The sequence below is a fragment of the Aminiphilus circumscriptus DSM 16581 genome, assembly GCF_000526375.1.
Lineage (GTDB): Bacteria > Synergistota > Synergistia > Synergistales > Aminiphilaceae > Aminiphilus > Aminiphilus circumscriptus.
Genome location: NZ_JAFY01000002.1, coordinates 298,668 through 323,189 on the forward strand (window position 1 = coordinate 298,668; position 24,522 = coordinate 323,189).

Annotated in this window: 21 protein-coding genes, 4 pseudogenes and 1 riboswitch; of the genes and pseudogenes, 14 read left to right on the plus strand and 11 right to left on the minus strand. The window is 59.4% G+C overall.

Going from position 1 to position 24,522, the window contains the following annotated elements; translation table 11 throughout:
- Positions 1 to 29: 29 nt before the first annotated feature.
- Positions 30 to 296 carry a hypothetical protein gene (locus K349_RS0101950; RefSeq protein ID WP_026368215.1) on the minus strand — a complete coding sequence of 89 codons (267 nt, stop codon included), beginning with the start codon at positions 294 to 296 and terminating at the stop codon, positions 30 to 32.
- A gap of 215 nt (positions 297 to 511) precedes the next feature.
- On the opposite strand from K349_RS0101950, the gene K349_RS0101955 reads away from it, so the two are divergent.
- From K349_RS0101955 to K349_RS0101970, 4 genes and pseudogenes are all read left to right on the plus strand, one after another.
- Positions 512 to 697 (plus strand): helix-turn-helix domain-containing protein, encoded by a 186-nt coding sequence (locus K349_RS0101955; RefSeq protein ID WP_026368216.1) that lies wholly within the window; start codon positions 512 to 514, stop codon positions 695 to 697.
- Positions 697 to 1,419: pseudogene (locus K349_RS16075) on the plus strand (integron integrase); the annotation flags it as partial. The gene K349_RS0101955 and the pseudogene K349_RS16075, both read left to right, overlap by 1 nt.
- 31 nt (positions 1,420 to 1,450) lie before the next feature.
- Positions 1,451 to 1,750 (plus strand): tyrosine-type recombinase/integrase, encoded by a 300-nt coding sequence (locus tag K349_RS20210; protein ID WP_476726743.1) that lies wholly within the window; start codon positions 1,451 to 1,453, stop codon positions 1,748 to 1,750.
- A gap of 188 nt (positions 1,751 to 1,938) precedes the next feature.
- Positions 1,939 to 2,628 (plus strand): HNH endonuclease, encoded by a 690-nt coding sequence (locus K349_RS0101970; RefSeq protein ID WP_026368219.1) that lies wholly within the window; start codon positions 1,939 to 1,941, stop codon positions 2,626 to 2,628.
- Between the two features lie 303 nt (positions 2,629 to 2,931).
- Here K349_RS0101970 and K349_RS17660 read toward each other — a convergent pair whose 3' ends face one another.
- The gene (locus tag K349_RS17660; RefSeq protein ID WP_051464168.1) at positions 2,932 to 3,456 is read right to left on the minus strand and encodes an IS5/IS1182 family transposase; all 525 of its coding nucleotides are present in this window, start codon (positions 3,454 to 3,456) and stop codon (positions 2,932 to 2,934) included.
- A 464-nt stretch (positions 3,457 to 3,920) separates the two neighbouring features.
- Between K349_RS17660 and K349_RS0101985 the strand changes: the two genes are divergently transcribed.
- Positions 3,921 to 5,024, plus strand: coding sequence for an EVE domain-containing protein (locus K349_RS0101985; RefSeq protein ID WP_026368220.1), 1,104 nt, complete (start codon positions 3,921 to 3,923; stop codon positions 5,022 to 5,024).
- A 246-nt stretch (positions 5,025 to 5,270) separates the two neighbouring features.
- Positions 5,271 to 6,439, plus strand: a protein-coding gene (locus tag K349_RS18430; protein WP_476726740.1) for an IS3 family transposase whose coding sequence is annotated in 2 segments (ribosomal slippage) — positions 5,271 to 5,544 and positions 5,544 to 6,439 — 1,170 coding nt in all. Because the reading frame shifts where the segments join, the coding sequence is not laid out codon by codon here.
- Positions 6,440 to 6,444: 5 nt separating this feature from the next.
- Here K349_RS18430 and K349_RS19425 read toward each other — a convergent pair.
- The 9 genes and pseudogenes from K349_RS19425 to K349_RS0102035 all read right to left on the minus strand — a co-directional run.
- A pseudogene (locus K349_RS19425) lies at positions 6,445 to 7,290 on the minus strand (phage minor head protein); the annotation flags it as partial.
- A gap of 30 nt (positions 7,291 to 7,320) precedes the next feature.
- Complete coding sequence (locus K349_RS19430; RefSeq protein WP_211240313.1) at positions 7,321 to 7,887, minus strand: hypothetical protein; 567 nt, start codon at positions 7,885 to 7,887, stop codon at positions 7,321 to 7,323.
- Between the two features lie 83 nt (positions 7,888 to 7,970).
- A pseudogene (locus K349_RS19565) lies at positions 7,971 to 8,144 on the minus strand (transposase); the annotation flags it as partial.
- Between the two features lie 396 nt (positions 8,145 to 8,540).
- Complete coding sequence (locus K349_RS19000) at positions 8,541 to 8,693, minus strand: hypothetical protein (protein WP_157367247.1); 153 nt, start codon at positions 8,691 to 8,693, stop codon at positions 8,541 to 8,543.
- Positions 8,694 to 8,761: 68 nt separating this feature from the next.
- Positions 8,762 to 9,754, minus strand: a complete 993-nt coding sequence (locus K349_RS0102015) for an NrpR regulatory domain-containing protein (RefSeq protein WP_026368221.1) — start codon at positions 9,752 to 9,754, stop codon at positions 8,762 to 8,764.
- A gap of 99 nt (positions 9,755 to 9,853) precedes the next feature.
- Entirely contained in the window at positions 9,854 to 11,251 is a 1,398-nt protein-coding gene (locus K349_RS0102020) for a YfcC family protein (RefSeq protein ID WP_026368222.1), read from the minus strand.
- Positions 11,252 to 11,369: 118 nt separating this feature from the next.
- Positions 11,370 to 11,702: a DUF4387 domain-containing protein gene (locus tag K349_RS0102025; protein WP_026368223.1), complete on the minus strand. Its 333-nt coding sequence runs from the start codon at positions 11,700 to 11,702 to the stop codon at positions 11,370 to 11,372.
- The gene (locus K349_RS0102030) at positions 11,699 to 13,114 is read right to left on the minus strand and encodes an acyclic terpene utilization AtuA family protein (protein ID WP_026368224.1); all 1,416 of its coding nucleotides are present in this window, start codon (positions 13,112 to 13,114) and stop codon (positions 11,699 to 11,701) included. Before K349_RS0102030 ends, K349_RS0102025 begins: the two co-directional genes overlap by 4 nt.
- A gap of 84 nt (positions 13,115 to 13,198) precedes the next feature.
- Positions 13,199 to 13,870, minus strand: a pseudogene (locus tag K349_RS0102035) (gamma-glutamyl-gamma-aminobutyrate hydrolase family protein); the annotation flags it as partial.
- 484 nt (positions 13,871 to 14,354) lie between these two features.
- A riboswitch (cobalamin riboswitch) is annotated at positions 14,355 to 14,520 on the plus strand.
- 189 nt (positions 14,521 to 14,709) lie between these two features.
- Here K349_RS0102035 and cbiE point away from each other — a divergent pair.
- Genes cbiE through hemC form a run of 8 tightly spaced genes read left to right on the plus strand, consistent with a single transcriptional unit; the run spans position 14,710 to position 24,510 of the window.
- The gene (gene cbiE, locus K349_RS17670; protein ID WP_157367248.1) at positions 14,710 to 16,311 is read left to right on the plus strand and encodes a precorrin-6y C5,15-methyltransferase (decarboxylating) subunit CbiE; all 1,602 of its coding nucleotides are present in this window, start codon (positions 14,710 to 14,712) and stop codon (positions 16,309 to 16,311) included.
- Positions 16,308 to 17,123: a precorrin-4 C(11)-methyltransferase gene (gene cobM / locus K349_RS0102045; protein ID WP_026368227.1), complete on the plus strand. Its 816-nt coding sequence runs from the start codon at positions 16,308 to 16,310 to the stop codon at positions 17,121 to 17,123. Before cbiE ends, cobM begins: the two co-directional genes overlap by 4 nt.
- On the plus strand, positions 17,120 to 18,961 hold the full coding sequence (locus K349_RS0102050; protein WP_026368228.1) for a cobalamin biosynthesis protein: 1,842 nt from the start codon (positions 17,120 to 17,122) through the stop codon (positions 18,959 to 18,961). The genes cobM and K349_RS0102050 overlap by 4 nt, the downstream gene beginning before the upstream one ends.
- Entirely contained in the window at positions 18,958 to 19,830 is an 873-nt protein-coding gene (locus tag K349_RS0102055) for a precorrin-6A/cobalt-precorrin-6A reductase (protein WP_026368229.1), read from the plus strand. The genes K349_RS0102050 and K349_RS0102055 overlap by 4 nt, the downstream gene beginning before the upstream one ends.
- A complete protein-coding gene (locus K349_RS0102060; RefSeq protein ID WP_026368230.1) occupies positions 19,827 to 20,546 on the plus strand; it encodes a precorrin-2 C(20)-methyltransferase in 720 nt (239 codons plus the stop codon). The genes K349_RS0102055 and K349_RS0102060 overlap by 4 nt, the downstream gene beginning before the upstream one ends.
- Positions 20,543 to 21,535: a hypothetical protein gene (locus K349_RS0102065; RefSeq protein ID WP_026368231.1), complete on the plus strand. Its 993-nt coding sequence runs from the start codon at positions 20,543 to 20,545 to the stop codon at positions 21,533 to 21,535. The genes K349_RS0102060 and K349_RS0102065 overlap by 4 nt, the downstream gene beginning before the upstream one ends.
- Before the next feature lie 6 nt (positions 21,536 to 21,541).
- Positions 21,542 to 22,870 (plus strand): glutamyl-tRNA reductase, encoded by a 1,329-nt coding sequence (locus K349_RS19005; protein ID WP_026368232.1) that lies wholly within the window; start codon positions 21,542 to 21,544, stop codon positions 22,868 to 22,870.
- Complete coding sequence (gene hemC / locus K349_RS18450; RefSeq protein ID WP_026368233.1) at positions 22,867 to 24,510, plus strand: hydroxymethylbilane synthase; 1,644 nt, start codon at positions 22,867 to 22,869, stop codon at positions 24,508 to 24,510. The genes K349_RS19005 and hemC overlap by 4 nt, the downstream gene beginning before the upstream one ends.
- Positions 24,511 to 24,522 lie beyond the last annotated feature (12 nt).

Below are 24,522 nucleotides of genomic sequence, written 5' to 3' on the forward strand. Positions count from 1 at the left end.
TGTGTGCATCACGTTGCGCAAAAAGGTTTTCATGGTGTTTGGCGGCCGTCTGCGGCGGATTCCACCCCCTCCGGCGTGTGTTTCCATATCCAGTCGACAAGCTTCTGCTTCGAGCCAATGTAGTTGGTGATGTATTTCGGCCGCTGTTCCGGCGACGGCTCCTCGGCAGCCGCCTCGCCCTGGGCCTCGAGCGCCTCGAAGTCCAGGTCAAGGGCGGCATCCGTTTCGAGGAGGAACGCCAGCCGGTCACTCGGTTGGGAAAAGCTCCATTCGGTTCTCCGGTCATGTCGCGACAAACCCGGTTGATGCCGGTGGGCGGTCGGCCCGTGCCCGGGGTGAACCCCGAAATCAGGCAGAGAGCCCTGTCGCTTGGATACCTACCGGAGACCGTCGAAAAGTGTCGGAGGGGGAATCACCTCGGGGGCTGTAAAAACCAAAATTGGGGTTTGACCAAGCCACCCTGCTTGCAGTATGTTACTTGATGGACGAGTGGACATGCTTGAAAGGGTGAATGATGCAGACCAAGTGGCTGACAGTCATTAAAGCGGCGGAATACCTGAAAATGGGTATCTATAAGCTGGCCCAAGAAGGCAAACTGCCGACGCACAAGGTCGGGCGGCAAGGGCGGTTCGATGCGAAGGAACTCGATAGGTGGCTCAAGTCCGGCAAACTGGCTTCCCGAGAGGAGCGCAGATGATGGCTTCAGGTGTTCACGCAAGCCTCACGGATTCTCCAGTGAGAGGGAATGAATCCCTTCCATCCCTTGGGGATAGGCAGGTTGGTTGCGCCCGCCGACCCAAGCTGCTTGACCAGTTGCGCGAATCCTTGAGGTCGCGCCATTACAGTCCGCGTACGGAGCAGACCTATTGCCATTGGGTCAGACGCTACATCCACTTTCACAACATCCGCCACCCCGCCGAAATGGCCGAACCGGAAATCAACGCCTTCCTGACGCATCTGGCTACGAAGGAAAAGGTAAGCGCCTCCACTCAGAACCAGGCGCTTTCCGCGCTGCTTTTCCTTTATCGTCACGTCCTCGGTCGTGAAGTGGGCGACCTGGGCGAAGTCATCCGCGCCCGCAAACCCAAACGCCTGCCTGTGGTCATGACCCGCGATGAAGTGAAAGCCGTGCTGACGAACCTGACCGGCGATAAGTGGCTCATGGCCTCGCTGATGTACGGCGCGGGACTGCGACTGATGGAATGTTTGCGTCTGCGCGTGCAGGACATCGATTTCTCCAGAAACGAAATCCTCGTCCGCGACGGCAAGGGGGCGAAAGACCGTATCACTATGCTGCCCGAGTCGCTCAAAGCCCAGCTGCAACAGCACCTCAAAACCGTCAAGGCAATCCACGAGCGCGACCTGGCCGACGGTTGGGGTCGCGTTCACCTGCCAGACGCCCTCGACCGTAAATACCCCCAACGCTCCCAAGGAGTGGCGCTGGCAATGGATCTTTCCGCAGGAGAACCGCTGGAAAAACCCAAAGACGGGCGAAGAGGGACGCCATCACGTTCACGAATCGATCATCCAGAAGGCGGTCAACGGCGCGGTGAAAAGGGTCGGCTTGGCCAAACGGGCCACCTGCCACACATTCCGTCATTCCTTCGCCACGCAACTCCTGGAATCGGGCTACGACATCAGGACAGTTCAGGAACTTCTCGGTCACAAGGACGTCAAGACTACGATGATTTACACCCATGTCCTGAACCGGGGCGGCAAGGGCGTTAAAAGTCCGGTGGACGATTTGTAGAGGAGGAGCGAAGGTGTCTTATATAAAAGCCATATATCCCCCCGTGTTCAGTGCAGAACATGGCCTAATCTTCTGCAAATGCAGGTGTTACGAGAGAATTGCAGGCGGGGTGTTATACCGCGATGTCGCGACCCAAAGGTGCTATGAAGAAACCATATAAACATTGTTAGGCAGGAAGAATCAGGCTCATGGCTAACGAAATCATATCTTACCTTGAAATGTGCCGCCGTGAAGGTGTCACCCTGCAGCGCGGGATGAACTTCGGCCTCGGTGGCAATCATTCGGTGATATTAATGTCGCTCCGACCCAACGCCCCTTACGAAGATGAGGTCCAGGACGGGGGCACAGTCCTGATTTACGAGGGCCATGATGAACCTCGGAGTACTCGTGTACCTGACCCGAAGCGAGTTGACCAGCCTGAGCGTAGCCATACTAACACACTCACCCAGAATGGCCTGTTCTACCGTGCGGCACAGGAAGCGAAAGCTGGTCAGCGTCCGCCGGAACGCGTTCGGGTGTATGAGAAGCTGCGACAGGGCATCTGGTCTTACAATGGTATCTTCCATCTTGTTGATGCGTGGCGACAGGTCAGTAATGGACGCCAAGTGTTCAAATTCAAGCTCGTAGCGGTGGAGGATGAGGAGGACCTGAATGTGCCGGCTCGATCCGAGGCAGCACGCCGGCGTGTTATTCCCACACATGTCAAGCTGGAGGTCTGGAAGCGGGACGGTGGACGATGCGTCGTCTGTGGGGCAACCGATGAGCTTCACTTTGATCACATCGTTCCCTACTCGAAAGGAGGCACATCCCTGGTAGCTCAAAATATTCAGTTGCTTTGCGCTCGCCACAACATGGAGAAGCGCGACCGAATACAATGACGTCTGCCTAACAACAACCGGTTGCAGCGGACGGCGATCCGCCGCCGCTGAACCCAACCGTAACGTGCCTTCACTTTTTAGGAAACCCTGAACAAGCTTCTCGCAAAATGTTCACAGCGGGAGGAAAAGAGGAAATGCCCCGCAAAGACCACATTTCCCGCACCTCTGGTAGCAGAGAGGAGGAATTATCTCCGTCTTCCGACCCTTTTTAACCCCCCTGTGGACAGGAGAAAACCTCTCGCCATGTAGAGATTGCACAGAGCGAAGAGCACGTACACGACATCTGGTATTTTTGGCAAGACCCTACACGTGCACCTTGGAAAATCCGAAGACGCCTGTGACGACGGAGAAGACCTGTTCAACCCGCGAACGGACTTTTGAAAGAAGACGGTTTTTCTCTTTCTCTTCTTCGGTGAGTTTTTTGTGCTTCGTGGCTCTCTTTTGGGTATAATCCACGGCGCGCGGGGCTTTCGTCCGGATCTCTTCGGTTTTGCCCATGTAGGCCGATCCATGCAGGAGTTCACCGATTCGGGTGGAGTCGTGCACGTTCGCCCCTTGGTGACGAGGCTCGCGGACCTGTTTGCTTTCCTTGTCCACGCCGACATGGACTTTCATACCGAAGTAGCACTGGTTGCCCTTCTTCGTGGAGTGCATCTCCGGATCGTGTTTCTTCTCCAGGGTTTTCGCCTGCGAGGGAGCGTGGATGATTGTGGCGGGCGCGTCGGTTCCCTCGGAGAGTTTTAAGCCCCGGGAGGCGAGAGAAAGATTTCCCGCCTCGAAGGGACTCTTGCGAGCTTGTGGGTTTCCAGAAGATGGCGGAACGTGCAAATCGTGCGTCCGGAACGGGTTCGTTGCGCAAGATCGATACGGGCGAAGCGCCGCATGGACTCCACGTCACACGAGGGCTTCTTCCACACCCCTGTCGCTCAAGGCCCGAACTCGTTCTGGAGAAAGTGGAGCCGCAAGCATTTTCCAGCCCTATGGGAGGACGTCCCTTTCCCTCTTTCGGATAGAAGGGTTCGAGAAGAGCGCAAAGCTCTTTCCAAGGGACTCTCTGTTCCATTTCGGCGAGAAAGAGTTCCCGTTTTGTGGGTTTTCGGTCTTTCTCGAACGAAATGGCGCTCGCGAAAGTTTTCTGTCGCTTTCTCGTACCTCAGCCCCCTGGAAAGAAGGTCGCACCGGAGGGAACATGGTGGCTTTGGGATTCATTTTACGGTCTCAAGGGAAAAACGGCGACATCCGCGAGTTTTTCAGAGATTCCATGAGCATTACCTCAGAATTGGAGGGATTTCATGCGTTATTATATCAGCTTGTTTTCACCTGAAACATTTCAAAAGTTTCTAGAATCATCAAAAGACATCTCCGGTTTTAGAAAGAAGCAGGAGAATGCAGCTAAGCATATAAAAAAAGGAGACATCCTTGTTTGTTATATGACCAGGATTTCACGTTTTTTTGCACTTTTTGAAGTAATAGAGAATTATTTCATTGATGATAAACCGATATTTGTGGATTCAGATGATCCATATGTTGTTAGGTTTAAGATAAAGCCAATTGTCTTACTGGATATCAATCATTCCGTTCCAATTTTTGATGAAAAACTTTGGGATAAATTATCTTTTACTAAAAAACGATCATGGACTGCAATGGTTCGCTCAAGCCTAAGAGAAATTGATGAAGAAGATGGGAAGATAATTGAATCGGTTTTGAAAGAACAAGAAAAGATAAAGAGGATATACAAACTTGATGAAAAAGAAGAAAAAAAGCTAAAACAGAAACAGCATAGAGTAAAATCAAACGAAAGCATTATAAATGTCTCAGTCCCTGAGGATGACGAAGAATCTTATAAAGAGGCACACACTCCCTTTACGACGGAGATAAGAGAATCAATAAAAATACAAGCAGAGATTGCTAGAATTGGAACGATGATGAATTTTAAAATATGGGTTCCAAAGAGTGACATCCAAAAAATCAGAGGTTACTTAAAAAACTTCGATCTCAACATAATAGATGAACTACCATTAAACTACGATGATACAACACTAAAGACAATTGAAAATATTGACGTATTATGGCTAAAGGGAAGATCAATTGTAAGGGCTTTTGAAGTTGAACATACGACTTCAATTTATTCGGGGATCCTTAGAATGGCAGACTTAATGGCATTACAACCAAATCTAGATATCAAAGCACATATAGTAGCTCCAGAGGAAAGGAAAGAGAAAGTTTTTCAAGAAATTACACGTCCGGTTTTTTCATTACTTGATGGTAAACCATTGTCTGAAAGATGTTCTTTTATTTCCTATGATTCTGTTCTTGAATTGTCAAAAGAGAGGCAACTGCAATACATGAATGATATGGTATTAGAACAATACGAAGAATATGGCGTTGAAGACTGATGTAATATACGGTACAGATCCATAGAACAACCGCTTCAACTTGATTCGGCGCCCTGAAGCCTGGTCCTACGGACGTACACTTTTCATACAGGCGCCTCGCAAGTTAAGCAAATGTAACGTGCCTTCACTTTTTACTTCTCGGCTGCTTCGAGAGCTTCCTTACTTGGCCTTTTCCGCCAGTTCCTTGAGGTACGTTGAAAATATCGGACACCAAAGTTACTATCCAACCAAAACGGAGGTGTCTGAATGGCAAAGAACGCAACGAACGGTCGCTATTCGAAAGAATTTCGGCATGAAGCCGTCAACATGATCATTGAAGGCGGCTTGACAGCATATGAAGCATCGCGTCAACTCTCCCTGCCCAAGTCGACCCTGGAAAACTGGGTGAGAGCGTACAAGGCCGGAAAACTTTCCGATATTGGCGGCGAGCGGCGGCCTCTCACTCAGGTTGAGGAGGAGCTTGAGCGCGTCAAACGAGAGCTTGCTCAAGTAAAACAGGAGCGCGATATCTTAAAAAAAGCCGCCGCGTACTTTGCCCGGGAGTCGCTGTCCGGTACGCGGTAATCAGGCGGTTTCGATCGAAGTATCCGGTTCCTCGGCTATGTCGGGTTCTGGAGGTTTCAACCAGTGGCTACTACGCCTGGCTGAAACGACCGGATTCTCTCCGGAATCAAGAGGAAAAACGGCTCGAACTCGAAATCATAGCGGCTCATAAAAGAACGGAAGAAACCTACGGTCCGGAACGTCTGCAGAAAGAGCTTGCCTGCCACGGCGTTCACATTGGAGTTCACCGGATCAAACGGATTCGCAGGAAACTGGGGCTTCGCTGCAAACAGGTCAAAAAGTTCAAGGCAACCACAAACGCAAACCACAAGCTGCCGGTTGCCACAAATCTTTTAGAACAAAACTTTGTCACGGAGGCCCCGAATCAAGTCTGGGTAACGGATATCACTTACATCCCCACAGCCGAGGGCTGGTTATATCTTGCCGGTCACAAGGATCTTTTTACCGGAGAGATTGTGGGCTACGCCATGGGAGAACGCATGACAAAGAATCTGGTCACCCAGTCCCTGTTTCGCGCTGTCGCTGCCAAGAGGCCTGCGGCTGGTTTGATTCATCATTCCGACCGTGGCAGTCAGTACTGCGCCGCGGGCTACCGAAAACTCCTTGACCAGTTCAAAATGCGGGCATCGATGAGCCGCCGTGGGAACTGCTATGACAACGCGCCCATTGAGAGTTTCTGGGGTGTGCTGAAAAACGAACTCGTTCATCATTGCCGTTACGAAACCCGGCAGGAAGCTATACGGCAGATCACGACGTACATCGAAATCTTTTACAATCGGCAGCGACGGCAGAAGAGACTTGGTTATCTCTCCCCTGCCGCCTATGAGAAACAATTTTTCAAAGAGCAGTAGGCTGCTTACATATTTTGGTGTCCGCTATTGACGACCGACCCCACCTCACCGGCCGCCTTTCCCAGCGCCTTGACAAGCTGCTGCTTGTTTTTGAGCGGGCCGATGTGGTGCTTCTTCTTGGCGTCGATCAGGGCCGCGCCTTGGAGCGTTTTGTGATCGACGCCGGGTTCCAACTCGTCGAGCAGGTCGATGATGTCCTGCGTGGTCATGTTGAGGGAGACTCCCTTGGCCTTGGCCATCTCTTGGAGTTCGACCACGGTGAGGTTATGCAGTCCGCCGCTCGGCGGAATCCTCTTGAGCTGGTCCGCCAGTTGCTGCGCATGCTTGAGGGATGCCTGCTTCTGGGCGAGAAGTTGAACCAGGTCGTCCTTGGTGCGGAGCAGGCCGATCTTGTGTTCCTTGAGCTTGGCGTCGAGCGCGGCTCCGGCGAGTCTGGAGTGGTCCACGCCCGGCTCCGCCGCGTCGAGCAGATGGATGAAGTCGGCTTTGGTCCGGGCGATGGAGACGCCGTTCTGCTTGGCCAGGATCTGGAGTTGCTTCACACTCAGAGTGTTCAGGTCGGCGATCTGTCCGCCTTCGAAGGCTGCCTTGAGCTTCGCGTCTTCCGTCGCCTTGGCCTTCGCCTGCTCTTCGATGGTCTGGGGCGGGATGATGCACGCGGCGGGTTCAGCCGCGGCTTTGGCCCCCAGCTCTCCTCCGCAGATCACCAGGGGCCATGCGACCACACTCGTGCAGCGACAGTTGGGATGGGCCGGTTGCTGGGGAAAGCGGTTCGTGTCGAAGACCTTGCCGTCCAGCGGCCCGCAGACCGGGCAGACCCGCTCGTCCTCCATGGTCATCCATTCGAGCTTCCGGACTCCGACGTGGTCGTGGAACTTGAGTCACCCCTGGTTATGGGCGCGCAGGACCTCCGTGCGGGCGATCACCTCCATGCGGTACTGGGCCTTGGTGAACACCTTGGAACCGGCGTAGCGGAAGGACTCCGGGTCTTTCACCACTCGCCCGAGGTCGCGGACGATGTCCTCGACGCCCTTGCCGGTGGCGACGCCGCCCATCACGACACGCTTGATGCCGTCGACCAGCTCGCGGTTGACGTCGCTGGCCAGGACCAGGTTGTAGTTCGTCATGAAATCGATGGCATCGGTGTCCACCAGGGTGAACACTCGGGTGGCGAGTTTGTCGATACCCTCCGGGGTCAAGTCACGGTAAAAGGGAAGCTGGGCCGCGGCGAATTCGTCGATGCCGCGGTAGACGCCTTGGCGGAAGGATGTTTTGGCCGTTTTCCGGAAAAGCAGCGTCTGTTCCCGGTGCAGGCGGCTCGTGGTCTCCTGGATGTCGGATTGAAGTTTCTTGAGGCCTTCGAGGGCGGCAAATTTGTTGTCAGGGAGGGAACCGAGGCTCTTGTAGCGCAGGACGGCGCGGCGCACCTCATCTTCGGCGGCGAGCATCGCGGTCAGTTCGGCGACCGTTTGCTCCGTATAGAGATTGCGGGCGCGGATGCTCTTTTCCGTGGCCCGGCAGATGGCTTCGGTTTGAGAGAGTGAATCCGGAGCATTCTCTCCAGCCCTATGGGAGGACGTCCCCTTCCCTCTTTCGGATAGAATGGTTCGAGACGAGCGCAAAGCTCTTTCGCAGGGGCTCTCTGTTCCATTTCGGCGAGAAAGAGTTCCCGTTTGGTGGGTTTTCGGTCTTTCTCGAACGAAATGGCGCTCGCGAAAGTTTTCTGTCGCTTTCTCGTACCTCAGCCCCCTGGAAAGAAGGTCGCACCGGAGGAACATGGTGGCTTTGGGATTCATTTTACGGTCTCAAGGAAAAAACGGCGACATCCGCACGGAGTTTTTCAGAGATTCCTTAAGACATCGGATGCTTGCCTGACCGTAATCTTCCTCTCAAGCAACTGCTCTATAACGAAATCTCTGAATAAGGCTACGTCAGCCCGCAGGGCGCCTCGCAGAGCCTGATGCGACCCGAGTCAAGGAAAAGCCAAAGGTCTTTATTCAGAGCTTCCATAACATATACCCGCCTTGATTCCTTCTGGCTCAAGAAAAGGTCATCCTTTCTCATGGGGACATTTTCTCTGTCCCCTTATAGGGTGACAATATCACTGTCCGGGAACACCCATCCGCAGATCCGCGTCGTCTATTTCAACGGAAGCACCGCGGAAAACGCCTTCCGCCGCCACGTGCATCCTCGTCTCCCAAAGCCGCTGAGGGCGCTCCCAACGCTGCGACTCCCCTCCACCAGCCCAGCCCACGCAGGCCGCTCCTTCGAGGCAAAACGCGCCGCCTAGTCGTGTCTTGTGGAATAATCTTTCCGCAGCTGTTATCGACGCAAAAACGTTTCAGGAGGCGCCATGTTTTCCAGCGGATAGAGTCCGCTCGCGATGGAAAGCTCTTCCGTCAAACCCTTTTCCACAAGGGGTGCGACATAGTTCGCGCCTCCGTGGACGAGACAAATTCCTCTGTTGCGGGCTGAAACAACCGGAGCGTACTCCGAAGGCAAAGTGCTTCCCATGGAGACGACTCCTGAAATGCCGATACGTTCGAGCAAGTCCACCACATGACGGGCCTGATTGTAGAGGAAAGCCGGAAAGATTTTGATTCCCGTAGTCACATATCCCGTTCCTCGGGTTGCCGCTTCATAGACAGAGGTGTACCGCCCCCGGATGAGTAGCTCCCCTGGGCTCAAGGTGCTTCCGGATGCGGAAAGAAGCTCTACAAATCCCTCTGGAGCGCCTTCTCGGATTTGAAAAAGTCCCGTAGCGCTGCTTTCGCAGAAAATACCGGCACGACGAAACAGCACGTCGTAGTTTCGTGATGAAAGACAGAGCAGTCCTCGCGAACCAAACGGAACCTCCGTATGCCAAAGGCGGGTTCCGGAGGAGAGAATGTCGAGAAGAGGCGAAATGATCAAGGAAGAGCCCGCGAGATGCGAGAGGAGCTCCAGCGCTTGAGAGAGGTGTTTTTCCGGAAGAAGAACCATGTTGACGATGGCGTTTCCTTTTCCTTGCGTCGGATCGATCGTAGCTTCGCAGAGGAGACGTTCCACCTCGAGGGAGGGCGCACCAAACCGTTCTTGAAGGAGAATGCGCCGGGCTACTTCGACTCCTTTTTGCGTGAGAAGAGCGCCTTTGCGCCCGTTTTTTTTGAGAAGCCCTTCTTTCTCGAGAGATGTAAGGTGATATCGGACAGTTCTCGTATCGACGTTCACGCCGCGCATGCGCAACGCTTCCCCCAGCTCTGTCGATGTCTTCTCCCCTTCCTCAAAATAGAGCAGGGAAAAGATTTCTCGCAACGTACCGGAGAGCTCCTCCATCGCCACACTCCTCCTCACAACAAAGAGCGGGGGCGACGTGCGCTTCCCCGCCGAGTCAAATCAAAAGACAACACTCGAAACCGTCAGGACGGGACGTATCTAAAAAGGACCATATCCTATCCAAGCGGCCACGGCAACAAGGACACCGCCAGCCACAGTCAAAAGAAGCGTGAGTTTGGCAATGTGCCGAACCCATCTGTCATAAGGAATGTCCGCAAAGGCAAGATAGTAGATCATGGCGGGATAAAACATGTTTGTGATGCCGTCACCGAACTGAAACGCCAAGACAGCGGTCTGGCGCGTGACTCCTACGAGATCCGAAAGAGGAGTCATGATGGGCATTGTCGCCGCAGCTTGTCCGCTTCCAGAACCGATGAAGAAATTGATCCCCGATTGAACGAGAAACATGACGACCCCAGCACCTACGCTCCCCACATGCGCGAGCGGCATGGCAAATCCGTACACGACGGTGTCCAAAACCTTGCCGTTTTCGAGAATGACCACGATGGCACGAGCGAATCCGATGATCAGAGCACCGTATGTAACGCCCTTGGCACCGTTGACGAACTCTCGAAAAAGCTGCGTTGGGTTCATTCGCGCAAGAATTCCCGCGAGAAGCCCAACACCCAGAAAAAGGGCAGAAATTTCGGTGGTATACCATTCATATTTGATGACACCCCATATCTGTATGCCTATGCCGCTCAAAAGGAGAAGAAGGATGAGCTTACGCACCAGCGTCAGTTCCTGCATGGAATAATCCAGATCGTACTTGGCCATTTCCCCTTCTTCTTCTTTGTATCCCCAAAGAATGCTCTTCGAAGGATCGCCCTTGCAGGATCTGGCGTATCGGAGAATAAACCACGCGGCGATAACGAAGAACACGAGGAAACAGACCACGCGGTATCCGATTCCAGAGTACAGGGGCACTTCCGCGATGCTTTGGGCTACACCGATGGTGAAGGGGTTCATGATAGCACCAGCAAAACCGACCCACGCGGCGGTGCGGACGAGATGAAATCCCACAACGCGATCATAGCCGAGAGCGAGGGCCATGGCCACACCAAGAGGAATGAGGGGGATCGTCTCCTCCGCAAAGCCGAAAAAGGCACCCAAAAGAGCAAAAACCAACATAATACAGACCAGGAGTGGCGTATCCTTTCCCTGCATGAATTTTACCGCGGCGATGATTCCCGCATCGAGTGCCCCTGTGGCGCGAATGATCTGAATTGCTCCAGCGATGAGAAACACGAAGGCGATGATGCCAGCGCTCTGGCGGAATCCCGTGGGAATCGCCTGAAGCATCTTGAAGGGATTCACCGGTTGTGATTCCACAATCGCATACGAAGCGGGATCAACAACGGTTTTGCCGCTGTGAGGATCTTTGACGCGCTGATATTCTCCGGCGGGAAGGGTCCATGTGGCAAGGGTAGCCAAAAGAATGAGCAGGGAAATAATAAAATATCCGTGCGGATTCTTGATCCATTCCGGAAAACGCATGCGATAACCTCCTTTTTTCAGGAAGATGCATCAAAAAGGAACGAGAAAACCTCCAAGAACCACGATTTCCTGTGAGAAAAGAGTGTTCCTGAAACCACCGCTTCGGCGGAGAGTCCACTCACTCCACTTCATCCTTCCAGGGAACCTCAATCTGCAGCAGCGGCGCATATTGCTGACATCCAAAGAGATCTGTCTCTCCGAGACCTCCGCTCGGCACAAGCCGGCGAATGGTGAATTTCACAGCCTTCGCCGGATCGAAATAGACATGATCCGTGATCCTTTCCTCACAAATACGGAAGAGTTCGGCGATGCGCTTCTTTTCCAAAACACCCGTGGCGCAAACATGTTTATACGCATGATCGTCTGGAAAGATCACGTCGAAAGTGATCTTATCGACTCCTGCGTTTTTGCTGCGAACCGTCTTGGCGATCGAGGCAAGGGGCTTCTTCATAGCCGTTTCTCTCCTTCCAAAACTCCTTTCCGCACCTGAGCGGAAAAGACCGGGAACAGCTCAAGGGGATCCTCGACAGGAACAACATGATTGAGCGTCCACGAATAGACCGGCGGCGCAGGAAGGACTTCGTCAAAAAGAAACGCCACAGAACCCGCCGTTCCCTTGACTTCGGGAAGACGAGCGTAAAAAAGTTGCCGCGTTCCGATAAGCGCCACTTCCTCTGCAAGAGACGCATCGGAGGCGACTCCTTCGACGACGACGCACACCTCATGAGGAACTGCATCAAGACAGGACTCGAGATCTTTCAAGATCGCATCTCGGCCGTAGACATGGTATTCCAGGTGATACGCTTCTTCAGGTAAGCGCTCTCGGACCTGCTGTCGCGCCCAGGCAATCATGTCGTCCACGTGGGCGATGGAATAGGGATCCCGAATGCCAGCAATGCCGATGAAACGCTCACCGACCTTGCCCGCTCCCTCAAGTTTCACCCGAACGCCCTTTTCATCGGGACGAAAGATGGAACCGGTTATTTTGCACGTCTTTTCCTCCACTTGTTCGTACCGGCAGGTGCGCATGTCCAAAACGCCTCCCGCCACGTGCTCGAAAAAAGGATTGGCCCGCTCATACATGGCGTGTCCCGCTACGGAGGCCACGGTACATCTCTGCTGGGGATGCATCGCCGTAACGTAGACCGCGTCGTCCATGATCGTTCCAAGGACGGACTCTTTGCCTGCGTAAGGCTCCGCACAAAAGGAGGCGCATTCCAACACTTTTCCGAGATAATAGGCGAGATCCGGAGAACATCCTTCGTGCAGGGCCGCAGCAGCAAAAATCGCACAATCGCTGGAGCGCCCTCCAATAATGACATCCGCTCCCGCCTCGAGGGCCTTCCGAAAAGGGTGTACCCCCGCAACGGCCACAATACGCGTTGTCCTCTCCAGCTCCTCAAGCGACAGCGGAGGCCGTCCGTCGAGCCCTTCGACAACCACCCCCCGCTCCATCATGGTTCGGAGTAACTCTTTTTCCACGTCCGAATAGAACCAGGCAATGCGAAAGGGAGGCACATCGTGCTCCGCCGCCATTTCGGCGATCATCTTCACGTAGAGATCGACACGACTCCGTGTTCCCGTGTCCCCGGCGGAGCCAATGATCATGGGAACACCTTGTCTCCGCGATGCGAGGAACATGAGCTCCAAATCATGCCTTTGCCATGCTACGGGACTTACCGAGACATCTCTGCCGAGCGCCGCTGGACCGATATCGTCGCTTCCCGAATCACAGCAGTAATAATCAGGACGCGCTTCAACCCCGAGAAAAAAGCTTTCTTCCTTCGTGGGAGCAAAACCGAGATGACCGTTCGGACACAGAATACGCACGCTCTTTTTTTTCTTCATGATCCGCCTGTTCACTCCCCTCTCTCCTCAATCGGAGAGTTCTTCCATGCCTAACAAGTCCACGTCGCTCCATCGCCCTTTTTCGTCATCATCCCTTTCTCAACACCTCCTCTTCTGCGCCGCTCTGGCAGCATCGACAAAGGCGCGCAGGAGCGCCTCCGCCCTCGCGTCCTTGCCCTGAAACAACTCCTCTGGATGAAATTGAACACCTAGAAAAAAGGCTCCTTCTGTGCTCTCGATTCCCTCGCAGACATCGTCTTCAGCGGAACAGGAAAGAACGAATCCCTGGGGAATCCTTTCCACCGCCTGCAAATGAAAGCTGTTGACGAACCATGGCTCGGAACCGACAATCCGCGCAAAAAGGCTTTCCTCAACAGGGTGAATGGAATGACTTCCCTCCATTCCCGGACACTTCTGGGAATGACCAGAAACGAGGGAGGTGCGCAAGGAACCGCCGAAACTCTCCACCATCATCTGAAAGCCGCGACAAATACCAAGACAAGGCAACCCTTCTTCCCTGGCGTAGCGCAAGAGCTCTCTTTCCCAGAGGTAGCGGCGTGGTTGTTGCTCTTCGAGAGACGGCAGAGGCGAGCCGGGAGGACGACGCGCATCGCCACCTCCGCTGAAGAGAAGGCCGTCAAGGTTCTTTCGCAGCACCGCGCCAATTTTTCGGAAGTTGTTTTCCGAAAAAACGGGCGGAAGGAGCACCGGACACGCACCGCACTCCTCCAGGGCTCTCACGTAGGGCTCTCCAACATAAATATAGCTATTGCAAGGATTTAAATGTCCCCATGTCTCAAGGCTCCACGCACAGGTAACGCCAACCAGAGGCCGCATAAACTCCCCCCTTTTTCGGAAATCAATTTCCGTTATTAGAAATCACTTTTGGCCTGTTGTCAAGAGGGCACTTGACCTGATGTTGTCTTGACGCTTCGACAACGAGGCGCGGGGAGGAACCTCCTCGGACAAAACCATCGGAGGATCCCATTTCTCGTGGTGCGCGTCTTCTGAACATGCGCGGTTCCCTTTCCGCTCTCTTCGGCGGAATCATGTAAAAAGAGAGAACAGCTTTCCCCAAGCCAAGACATTCAAAGAGGTCTTGCAAAAATCTCTCAGGACTGATCTGCAAGCAAATCCACAAGCGCACAAAAAAACCAAACTCCTCCGAAGGATTCTCCGAATGGATCAGAGGTATAATTGACAGGACGTCAAGATGCACACCTGTGGACATCTTTTTTCGCGTCGGCAGGTGTGCCCATAGTTCGGCAGAACAGGTGACGGGAAACCGGTAGCATGCCGGTGCGGCCCTCGCCACTGTAACCGGGACGAAACCGCGCACATCCCACTGGAGTTAAGCTCTGGGAAGGGGCGGAAGTAGGACGAACGGAAGCCAGGAGACCGATCTGTTCTGGAAGGGGAGCATCCGCGCGGGCGGCAGGCTGCCTCGGCCGGTTTCATTGGAAAACCTGCGGAGGAGGGCGCGGAGATCTCGCCCTCCTCTTTCGTCTTCTGTGGCTTCGGAGAAACGGCGACGGAAGAGAGGAATTCAGTTCAGTCCACAAAGCGGAGCACGGAACATTTCGCACGTTGAGGAAAGCGTGGAGAAGGCCATGAACAACATTTTCTGCATCGGCATGGGACCCGGAGGCGCCGAACAGGTGACCCGGGCGGCACTGCAAACGGCGGCGTCCGTACCGTTCCTTCTCGGAGACGCCCGTTTTCTCGCCCTCGTTGCGGCAGGCTCCTCCGTAACGCCGCAACACCTGGAGGAGTTGCCCCGGGGAACCGAGGCGACGTTGCGGCGTGTGGCGGAACTTCTCGAAAAAGGCCCCGTGGGCGTTCTGGTGAGCGGTGACACGGGGTTCTACAGTCTCGCCTCTTCTCTGGTGCGCCGGTTCGGTCCGGAAAAGGTCCGGCTCGTTCCGGGCATTTCCAGCATGCAGCTTCTGGCGGCACGACGCGGCCGCTCCTGGGTGAATGTCCCCACCCTCTCCCTGCACGGACGGACACTCGAAAATCCGGAGGAGATTCGCCCATCCACGGGAGAACACCTCTCCGGGGAGACATCCTCGGGGCCGAGGACCACCGGAGGCGCGCTCGCCGCTCTCCAAGGCGAGGCGGTGGTCCTTTTGGGCGGATGGGAGCGGGTTCCGGCACAGCTCCGGGAGCTGGCGGACCTTCTCGGTCCGGAGCGCAAAGGCGCGCTCGCCTGGGATCTAGGGCTGCCGGAGGAATCCATCACGGAGGGAACGCTCGCGGAGCTGGCAACCATGGAGCCTCGGGGACGCCTGCCTCTTCTCTGGCTCGACCCCCCCGAGGGCGAGCAGCCCCGCAGGGATTGCCAGCGGAAAGGACACCTTCCGGAAGACGACGCCGGGGCGGGGGAAAACGAATGTGGAGAACCTCCGTTGTTACGTCCCCCCCTTCCGGAAGACGACGCAGAAGCCGGGGGAAAACCCCTCCCACCGGGCGTCCTCTCCGATTCCTGGTTTTTCCGGGACGAGAGAATCCCCCTCACGAAAGCCCCCGTCCGCGCCGCCCTTCTCGGTCTGCTTCACCCTCTCCGGGGATGTCGGGTTCTCGAAATCGGAACGGGAACGGGAGGCATGACGGTGGAGCTTGCCCGCGCCGCGGGACCGGAGGGAATGGTGCTCTCGGTGGAACCGAAGCAAGAGGCGCTTGCTCTCGCGGCGCGGAACTGTCTCCGGGCGGGCATTGCCGTGGAGATGAGGACGCGACACGGAGCAACCACCTCTTCTCCGAAGGAAGACGCCGTCACTGCGACGGCATCCATGACCGGTTCCACAGAATTTGCGACGCAGGACTCGTTCCGCCGCGACGCAGCAGAGGGCGGAGAACGTGCGGGACGGACGCCCCCGGGGAGAGTGTGTTTTTTCCGGGGGAATGCACCGGAGGCACTGGCGGGACTTCGGTGCGCGGACGCGGTCTTCGTGGGCGGCCACGGCGACGCCCTTCCGGAGGTGCTCGCCGCCTGCTGGAAACTGCTCCGTTCCGGAGGACGCCTGGCGGCGACGTTCATTCTTCTCGACGCCGCCCTGACGGCACTGCACACACTGGAGGATCTGGGGGGCTCGCCGGGTTTCTGGCAGCTCACCGCAGGATACGGCAAGCCCCTGGCGGGATCGTGGATGCTGACGGGGCAAAACCCGGTCTTTCTCGTCTGGGGAGACAAGGAGGCGGAACAGGCATGAACCGAGAACACTCGGACGGGGAACACGCAACGCCGTTCCAGGCGGAGGTGACCATCGTCGGCGCCGGTCCCGGAGATCCGGAACTGCTCACGCTGAAGGGAAAGCGCCTCCTCGAAACGGCGGACCTCGTGGTCTACGCGGGAAGTCTCGTGGCTCCCGCGCTGCTGGCGTTCTGCAACCCTTCCTGCGAGAGGGTGGATTCGGCCCCCCTCGACCTGGAGGAACAGGTGGAACTCATGAGCAGGGCCGCGCTGGCGGGGCGGCGCGTGGTGCGCCTCCACACCGGAGATCCCAGCCTTTACGGGGCCACGGCGGAGCAGATCCGGGCACTGGAGGCCCGAGGCGTGGTCGTGACCATCGTCCCCGGCGTGTCGAGTCTTCAGGCCGCAGCGGCGCGCCTCGGCGTGGAATACACCGTGCCCGGGGGCACCCAGACGGTGATCTGCACCCGAGCGGCGGGGCGCACGCCCGTTCCGGCCTCGGAAGCCCTGGAGCGGCTCGCCGCATCGCAAAGCACCCTGGTGATCTTCCTCAGCGCCGGACAGGCGGATCAGGTCGCCAATGCGCTTCTTCGGGGCGGTTACGCACCGGACACGCCCAGCGCCTGCGTCTACCGCGCCACCTGGCCGGACGAGAGAATTCTCCGGACCCGCCTCGACGAACTGGCCCGACGCATGGACGAGGCGGGCATCGCGAATCACGCGCTCCTCGTGATCGGGAGCTGCCTCGACCCCGGAGAGGCGAAGAGTCTCCTCTACGACGGAAGCTTCTCCCACGGCTTCCGGAATGCGGAAAGATCCCCGCTGTCATGAGCGCACTTCCCGCCATCCTGATTCTCTCCTCCCGGGGAGAGGAAACGGCACGGCGCCTCGCCTCCACCCTGGGCGGCGATGTCCTCTCTCCCGCCCCGGGGGAACTGAAGACCCTCCTGACCTCCCTCTGGGAGCGGCCGAGGACGGCCCTTTCGGGCATCATCGGGGTCGGCGCCGCCGCCATCTATCTGCGCGCCGCCGGACCGCTCCTGCGGGACAAGGCCTCGGACCCGCCTCTCGTCTGCGTCTCCGAGGACGGGCACATGGTGGTCCCTCTCACGGGGGGACATCTGGGCGGCGGATTCGACCTGGCCCGCTCCTGCGCAAAGGCCCTGGATGCCACGCTCGCGGCCACCTGCTCCAGCGACCGGGCGGGGCTCACCGCGCCGGACCTGCTCTGCCGGAGATGGGGCTTCGTCCTGGAGGGCAAGGAACATCTTCCTGCGGTGAACGGAGCACTCCTCGACGAGGGCATCCTTCCGCTCCGGGCGGACCCGGAGTTTCTCCGGCTTCCCTTTCCACCCTGCTACCGGGTCGAGCCCGCGGAAGAAAAGGACGGAGAGACCGCACCCGGAGAGGACGCACCCCACCCGAAGGTTCTCGTCTCCTTCCGAAACGCTCCCCTTCCTCCGGGCGCGGTGCGACTGGTCCCTCCCTGCATCGTCGCGGGGGTGGGCTGCCGAAAGGGCGTCGCCGCGGAGGATGTGGTGGAGGCCCTCCGGGCGTCCTTCCGGGAAGGAGGATACACCCTTTCAGCCCTGGCGGAATGCCGCACCATTCCGGAAAAGGAGTTCGAGCCTGGACTCGTGGAGGCGGCGAACCTGCTCGGCGTCCCCCTTCGGATTTGCTCTCGGGAAGAACTGCTGGCACTTCCCGGCCCTTTCACCCCCTCCGTGGCGGAACGCCATCTGGATCTCCCCGGCGTAGCCGAACCCTGCGCCGCCACGGCGGGTCCTCTTCTCGCGCCGCGGACGAGTTCCCGGGGCGTGACGGTGGCGCTGTCCCTGCGCCCGCTCCGCTTTCAGGGTCGGGTGGACGTGGTGGGAACCGGACCGGGGGACGCACGCTTTCTCACCGCCGAGGCACGGGCGGCCATCGAAGGCGCGGAGGTTCTCGTGGGGTACGCCCTCTACATCGACCAGATTCCCGAGGCGTGGCGACGGAACAAATGGGTGAAACGCTTCTCCATGGGAGAAGAGGAGGAACGGGTCCGTCTGGCCCTGAACCTGGCGGAACGGGGATACGCCGTGGCGCTTCTCTCCGGAGGCGATCCGGTGCTCTTCGGCATGGCGGGACTGACCCATTCCCTGGCGGCGGAGACCTCCGTGCCAGTCCGGGTCATCCCGGGCATCTCGGCCATACAGGCCGCGGGAGCGCTCCTCGGAGCGCCCTACACGAACGGTCTCACCTGCATCTCCCTCTCGGATTATCTCCAACCCTGGGAGGAGGTGCTGCAGGCGCTGCGCGGCGCCGCCCTGGGAGGGCTCACGGTGGCACTCTACAATCCCGTGCGGCGCGACCTGGAGACCAAGCTCGCCGCGGTGCGGGAGATCTTCGCATCCCTGGAGGGGCCGGTCCTGCTCGTGCGGGACGTGGGCAGGCCCGAGGAGTCTTTCCGAGCGATTCCTCTGGAGGCGCTTTCCCCGGCGGAGGTGGACATGCGGACCCTTGTGGTGCTTCCCGGGCGGAACGTCCTCTGGAATGGCACGCGCCTTCTGGACCGCCGGGGATACCGGAGTGAGAGAGGACGGAACGAGAGCACGGAACGTGTTCGGGAGGACGAAGCGGTCGTGCGGTCGCGACAGGAATCGCCCTCCGAAGAAGGTGCCGCCCCGTGAGGCTCCTCGTTCTCGGCGGCACCTCCGCGGCGCGCCGCGTGGCGGAACACCTTCTCGCACTGGGGCATGCCGTGACCGTCTCGGTAACGCGCACCTGGGGGCTCGAGACGGTTCCTCCCGGCGCGGAGGCGCTTCTGGGCGCCCGGGACCGGGCCGAATGGACGGAACTGCTCTCCCGGAAGAAACCGCACGGGGAAGAGGGGGACGTGGAAGGCATCGTGGACTGCTCGCACCCCTTCGCGACGGCGGCCACGGAGGAACTCGCCGCCGCCGCGGTGGCGCAGGGGATTCCCTTCGTCGTCTTCGAGCGGACCATGTGCTCTGCGGAGGAGAGCGAGGAGAGGGAACTCTTTCCGCCACGTTTTCTTCTCCGGGCGGACTCGCCCGAGGAGGGATGCGCCCTTCTCTGGGGAGTGACGCGCCCCGGGGAATGCCTTTTCCTCGCGGTAGGGGTGAAGCTGCTTCCCCGCATCGTTCCGCTCCTCCGGAAGGAGAACCGGCGCGTGGTCGCCCGGGTGCTTCCCACGGAGGAAAGTCTTTGCGCGGCCCGCAGAGCCGGTCTTGAGCCGAGGGAGATCGTCGCCCTCTGGGGAGCGGGAAGCGTGCATCTGAACGAGGCGCTTCTCCTCGAGACCGGAGCGGCGTGCATGTTCTCCAAGGATTCCGGCGAGGAGGGCGGTCTGCACAACAAGATCGAGGCCTGCCGCAACCTCGGCTTGCCCCTGGTGCTCTTGAACCGCCCCAAGGCGGAGACGAAGGGGGCTCCCTCGGTCTCGTCCCTTGAGGAGCTTGAGACGGTGCTGGCATCGTGGGAGGAGAAAAAACTCGGGAACACTTCCGAAAAAAAGCGAAAAGGAGCGATCTCATGATTCTGTACGGCATCGGCGTCGGTCCGGGAGATCCGGAACTGGTGACGCTCAAGGCATTGCGACTTCTCGAAGAGGCGGATCTGGTCCTCGTTCCCGTCTCGCGGCAGGGACGGGCGAGCGTCGCAGGAGACATCGTCACCGCCGCCTGGGCAGAGCGGAGCACGCCCCTGCCCGAGCTGGTGCCTCTGGTCTTCCCCATGGTCCGGGACGAGGAGGAGCGGCGGCGCCTTCTGGAGGAACAGCTCCGGATGCTTCGCCCCCGCTGGGAAGGCGCACGTGCCGCGGCGCTTCCCGTCCTCGGCGACGCGGCCCTCTACGCCACGGTGGCCTGGCTCTTCGAGGCCTGGCGCCCCCTCGCGCCGGAGCTGGAACTTCGGCTGGTCCCGGGCATTTCCGCCCACTCCTTCGCGGCCTGCGCCCTCTCGTCCTTCCTGGCCCTCGCGGAGGAGCGGCTCGCGGTGGTTCCCTGCACCGCAGGAGCCGACGAGGTGCGGCGCATTCTGGAAGCCGCCGACACAGCGGCACTCTACAAGCCCTCGGCCCTGGGGAAGGACCTCGCCCGGACGGTCTCCGCCGCGGGACCTTGGAAACACATGGTGCGCATCGAGCGGGGAGGACTGCCGGAGGAGCGCATTCTTCAGGGGGAGGAGGCCATCTCCCCCTGCTCGGAATATCTCTCCCTGGTGCTGCTCTGGAGGGAGCGTGCTTCCGTGTGACATCCCTTTCCGTGGACTGGGGAGCCCTGCTGCGAGGTGAGTTGCTTCTCACGGCGAACGTCGCCCTGGGACTGGCCCTCGGTGAGACGATCCTGCACTTTCAGGTGGCGGACCGTCTCTTCAGGAGAATGCTTCCCCGCCTTTCCCGCTGGGGCCTTTCTCCAGATCTGGGGGCAGCGCTGGCGGTGAGCCTCGGCTCCTCCCGGGCGGGAGCGGCCATGATCGCGGCAGCGTTCCGGGAGGGGCGACTCGCTCGGAGGGACACCGTGCTCGGCACGTTGCTTCTGGCTTTTCCGGGCTATCTGCGGCGTTGGGTGACGAGTTTCGCCGTGGCGGCGGGTCTCGCGGGAATAGCGGGAGCCATCTATTCCACAGTACTTCTTCTCCGGAGCGCCATCCGTTTCGTCCTCGTGCTGCTGCTGCTCCGGCGGGGGAAAAAGCCCTTGGAGGCGATGGCAGCGGAGACGGCGCACGGCGAGGCTAAGGCGACGACCCCGGAGACGGGAGAATCCGCGCTCCTGAACGAAAGGAAGAGCCGCTTCGTCAGCGCCGGGGAACGCCGAAGAATGCTGCTGCGTCTCCTGGGACGGACGCTTCCCTGGGCGTGGAGTTTCTATGCCCTGGCCTTCGTGCTCGTGCCCTATCTGGACGCGTTTCTTCTGGAGCACGTGCACCTGCTCCCTCTTCTGCCTCCGGCGGGATGGACCGTGGTGGCGGGCAGCCTGGCCCAGAACAACGTGGCCCTCGCCGCCGCCAAGGCAAGCCTCGCCACGGAAACGCTCACGACGGCGGAGGCGGTGCTGGCCCTTCTGGTGGGAAACGTCCTGGGCTCCTTCTCCCGGACGGCCCGGCAAAACGTGGGCTACTGGCTCGGGCTCTTTCCGCGGGACCTGGTGCGCTCCCTCCTGGTGTGGCACACGGGAACGCAGGTTCCGCTCATGCTCCTCTCCCTTGTGGGAGCGGCGATTCCTGTTCTTCTGGCGAGGTGAGGCACAATGAGTTCTCTCCACTGTCTTGTCCTGGATTACCGCGACGCCTCCGCCGAGAGGCGAGCCGCCGCGTGGAGCATCTGGAGCCGCATGAACGGCGACGAACCCGTTCTTCCGCGGCTGCAGCACCTTTCCTTTCCCTGTGGCGACGATCCGGAGGAAGAAGCCCGTAACGGAGACGCCCGCGCTGCCACCGCAGACGAGGCCTCGGACGACGGGACGGACGGGATACCGGAGATCGACGGCTCCGCTGTCCGGGAGTGCTTCCGCCTGCGCACCTGCAACCGGGCGGAAATGTACCTGGTACTCCCCTCGGGCGGGCGACCACCCCGGGAACTGCTCGTCCCCGGCGTGCGGCATCTTGAGGACGAAGAGGCGGTGCGGCACCTTCTTCGTCTTCTCCTGGGGTTGGAAAGTCTCGCCATCGGAGAGGAGCACATCGTGGCCCAGTTCCGGGAATGTTACGAGGGGAACGACAAACGGCGCTGTGGCCGCATGCTCCACCGCCTTTTCCAGCGGGCGCTCCACCTGGCGGGGACCTTGCGCTCCTGCTGGTCCCCCGGAAGGGCGCCATCCATCCCCTACCTTATGCTGCAGCGTTTCAAGGAACATCCCCGCTGGCCCCGGGTGCGCGCCCTCGTGGTGGGCACCGGCGCCATGGGAGAGGAGACGGCGCGGCTTCTCCGGGCATGCCGGATTGAGGTCCGTCTCGTCAACCGCACGCTTCGCAAAGGCGAGGAAGTGGCGGAACGGCTCGGCCTTCCGCTGCTTTCCTGGGAGAACTGGCGCGAGGCGGCAAAAGACGTGGACGGCCTTTTTCTCTGCACCGACGCACCGGAACCGCTCTGGCGGGGGAGCGAAACGGAAACGCTCGGCGCCGGAAAGAAACAGAGTCCGGAGGAGTGCCGCCGGAAAGAGCCCCTTTCTCTTCCCTGGGTTCTCGACCTCGGAGGAATTCCCCAGTCCTCTCCGGAAAGCGGGGCGATTCGCATCACCGTGGACGACCTTCGGGAGTGCGCCGAACGTCTGCTCGAAACCCACCGCAAGGGACTCCGCCGCCTGGAGCAGGAGGCGGACATCACCGCTCGGGCGCTCTGGGAGGAACTCTCGGGAATCTACGGCGACACCTACCGGCGCCTGGCCCTGGCGCGGGCGAAACAGGTGGTTCGGGACCGGGTGGAACGGACGGCGAAGAAGACCGGCGCCGATCCGGAGATCCTGGAGGCGATGGCCTGGAGCGTCGTGAAGGGAGTGCTCCACCCCCTTCTTTCGAACCGGACGTCCCACACAAACAGGGTCTGGCGCCTCCTGGCGGAAACGGAGCGACGCTCGTGACAGGGCGCGCCTTCTCGCTCCTCGCGTCGGTGAACACGCGGAGACAGCGCGTCCTCGTGGTCGGGGGCGGCAGCGTGGGCACCCGGAAGATCGCCACGCTTCTCGGCGCGGAATGCGAGGTCGTCCTCGTCTCCCCCGAGGCGACACCGGAACTGCGGGCACTCGCCGAAGCGGGACGAATCCAGTGGCTTCGCCGCACGGTTCTCCCCGAAGATTTCGCCGCCGTCCGACTCGTTCTTCTGGCCCTTCCCCTCGGAACGGAGGCGGATGGGGCGAGCACTTCGCTCGAACAGGCCCTCGCCTGGGCACGGAAAGCGGGATGTCTCGTGAACTGCGCCGCCTGCGCCGACGAGGGAGACTGGGCACTGGTGGCCCAATTTCGGCACGGCCCCTGCTTCATCGGAATCGGCACGGGAGGCGACGATCCCTGCGAGGCGGCGCGGCTCAAACGGCGCCTTCTCGCCTGCCTCGATGCGGAGACGACCCGGACATTCGGCGCAAACGAACCGGCGGAGGAGGCGACGCATTCCGACGGTTCGCAGCGATGTGCGCTCTCCTCCCGCGTCGGAAACTGGATTCTCGAGACGCCCCGTTCCGAGCATTGCGACAATGCGGGACGCCACTCCGGAAGCGGCGCGCAACCGCTGGTGCTTCTCTCCCGTGGGAGTCTTCTCGCCCTGCGCCAGGCGGAACTGGCCGCGGCGGCCCTCGCCACCCGGGGAGCCCTGGCGGAGGTGCGCACCGTGACCTCCCACGGCGACCGGGACCAGAAGACGCCCCTCTCCGCCTTCGGCGGCTTCGGAGCCTTCGTGAAAGCCCTGGAGGAGGCCCTCCTCGCGGGGGAGGGAGACGGCGCGGTGCACAGTCTCAAGGACGTGCCCTCGAAGCTCGGAGGGGACGAACGCCGGGGAACGAGGCTCATCCTCGCCGGAGTACTTCCCCGGGAATCCGCCCGGGATATTCTGCTCACCCTCGATGGACTGCCCCTCGAAGCGCTTCCGCCCGGAGCGAAGGTGGGCACGTCGAGCCTGCGCCGTCGGGCGCAGCTCCTTTTCCTCCGCCCGGATCTGGAGGTCGTCCCCTTTCGGGGCAACGTGGAAACCCGTCTGCGCAAGCTCCGGGAGGGAGAGGTGGCGGCAACGATCCTCGCCGAGGCGGGACTTTCCCGCCTCGAGAACACCCCGGGCGGAAGGGGAGACAGCATGCTTTCCGCGCCCGACCGGGAGCTGCTGCGCCGGGGAAGCACTCCCCTTCCGTTCCTTGCCGCTCCGGGACAGGGAGCCGTCGCCGTGGAGACCTGCGCGGGAACGCCCCTGGAGCAGCTCCTGCGAGATCTGGACCACCTCCCCACCCGGCTGGCGGTGACGGCCGAACGGGCTTTTCTTGCGGAATTCTCCTGCGGCTGCGTGCTCCCCCTGGGTGTGCACGGTCTCTGGGAGAGCGGTGTGCTGCATCTGCGGGCGGAACTGCTCGACGGAGGCGGAAAGGCCCGGGAAACAGCGGAGCTGGAAACTGCGGTCGCCTCCCTCGCCGAAGCCGAAGAGGCGGGGAAACGCCTCTGGAAAAACATGGCCGAAAACCCCCTGGCCCGCCGTCTCGTTGCAGCGGCAAAACGAACCCCTTCTGTATATGTCCCGTGAGACCTCCGGGCA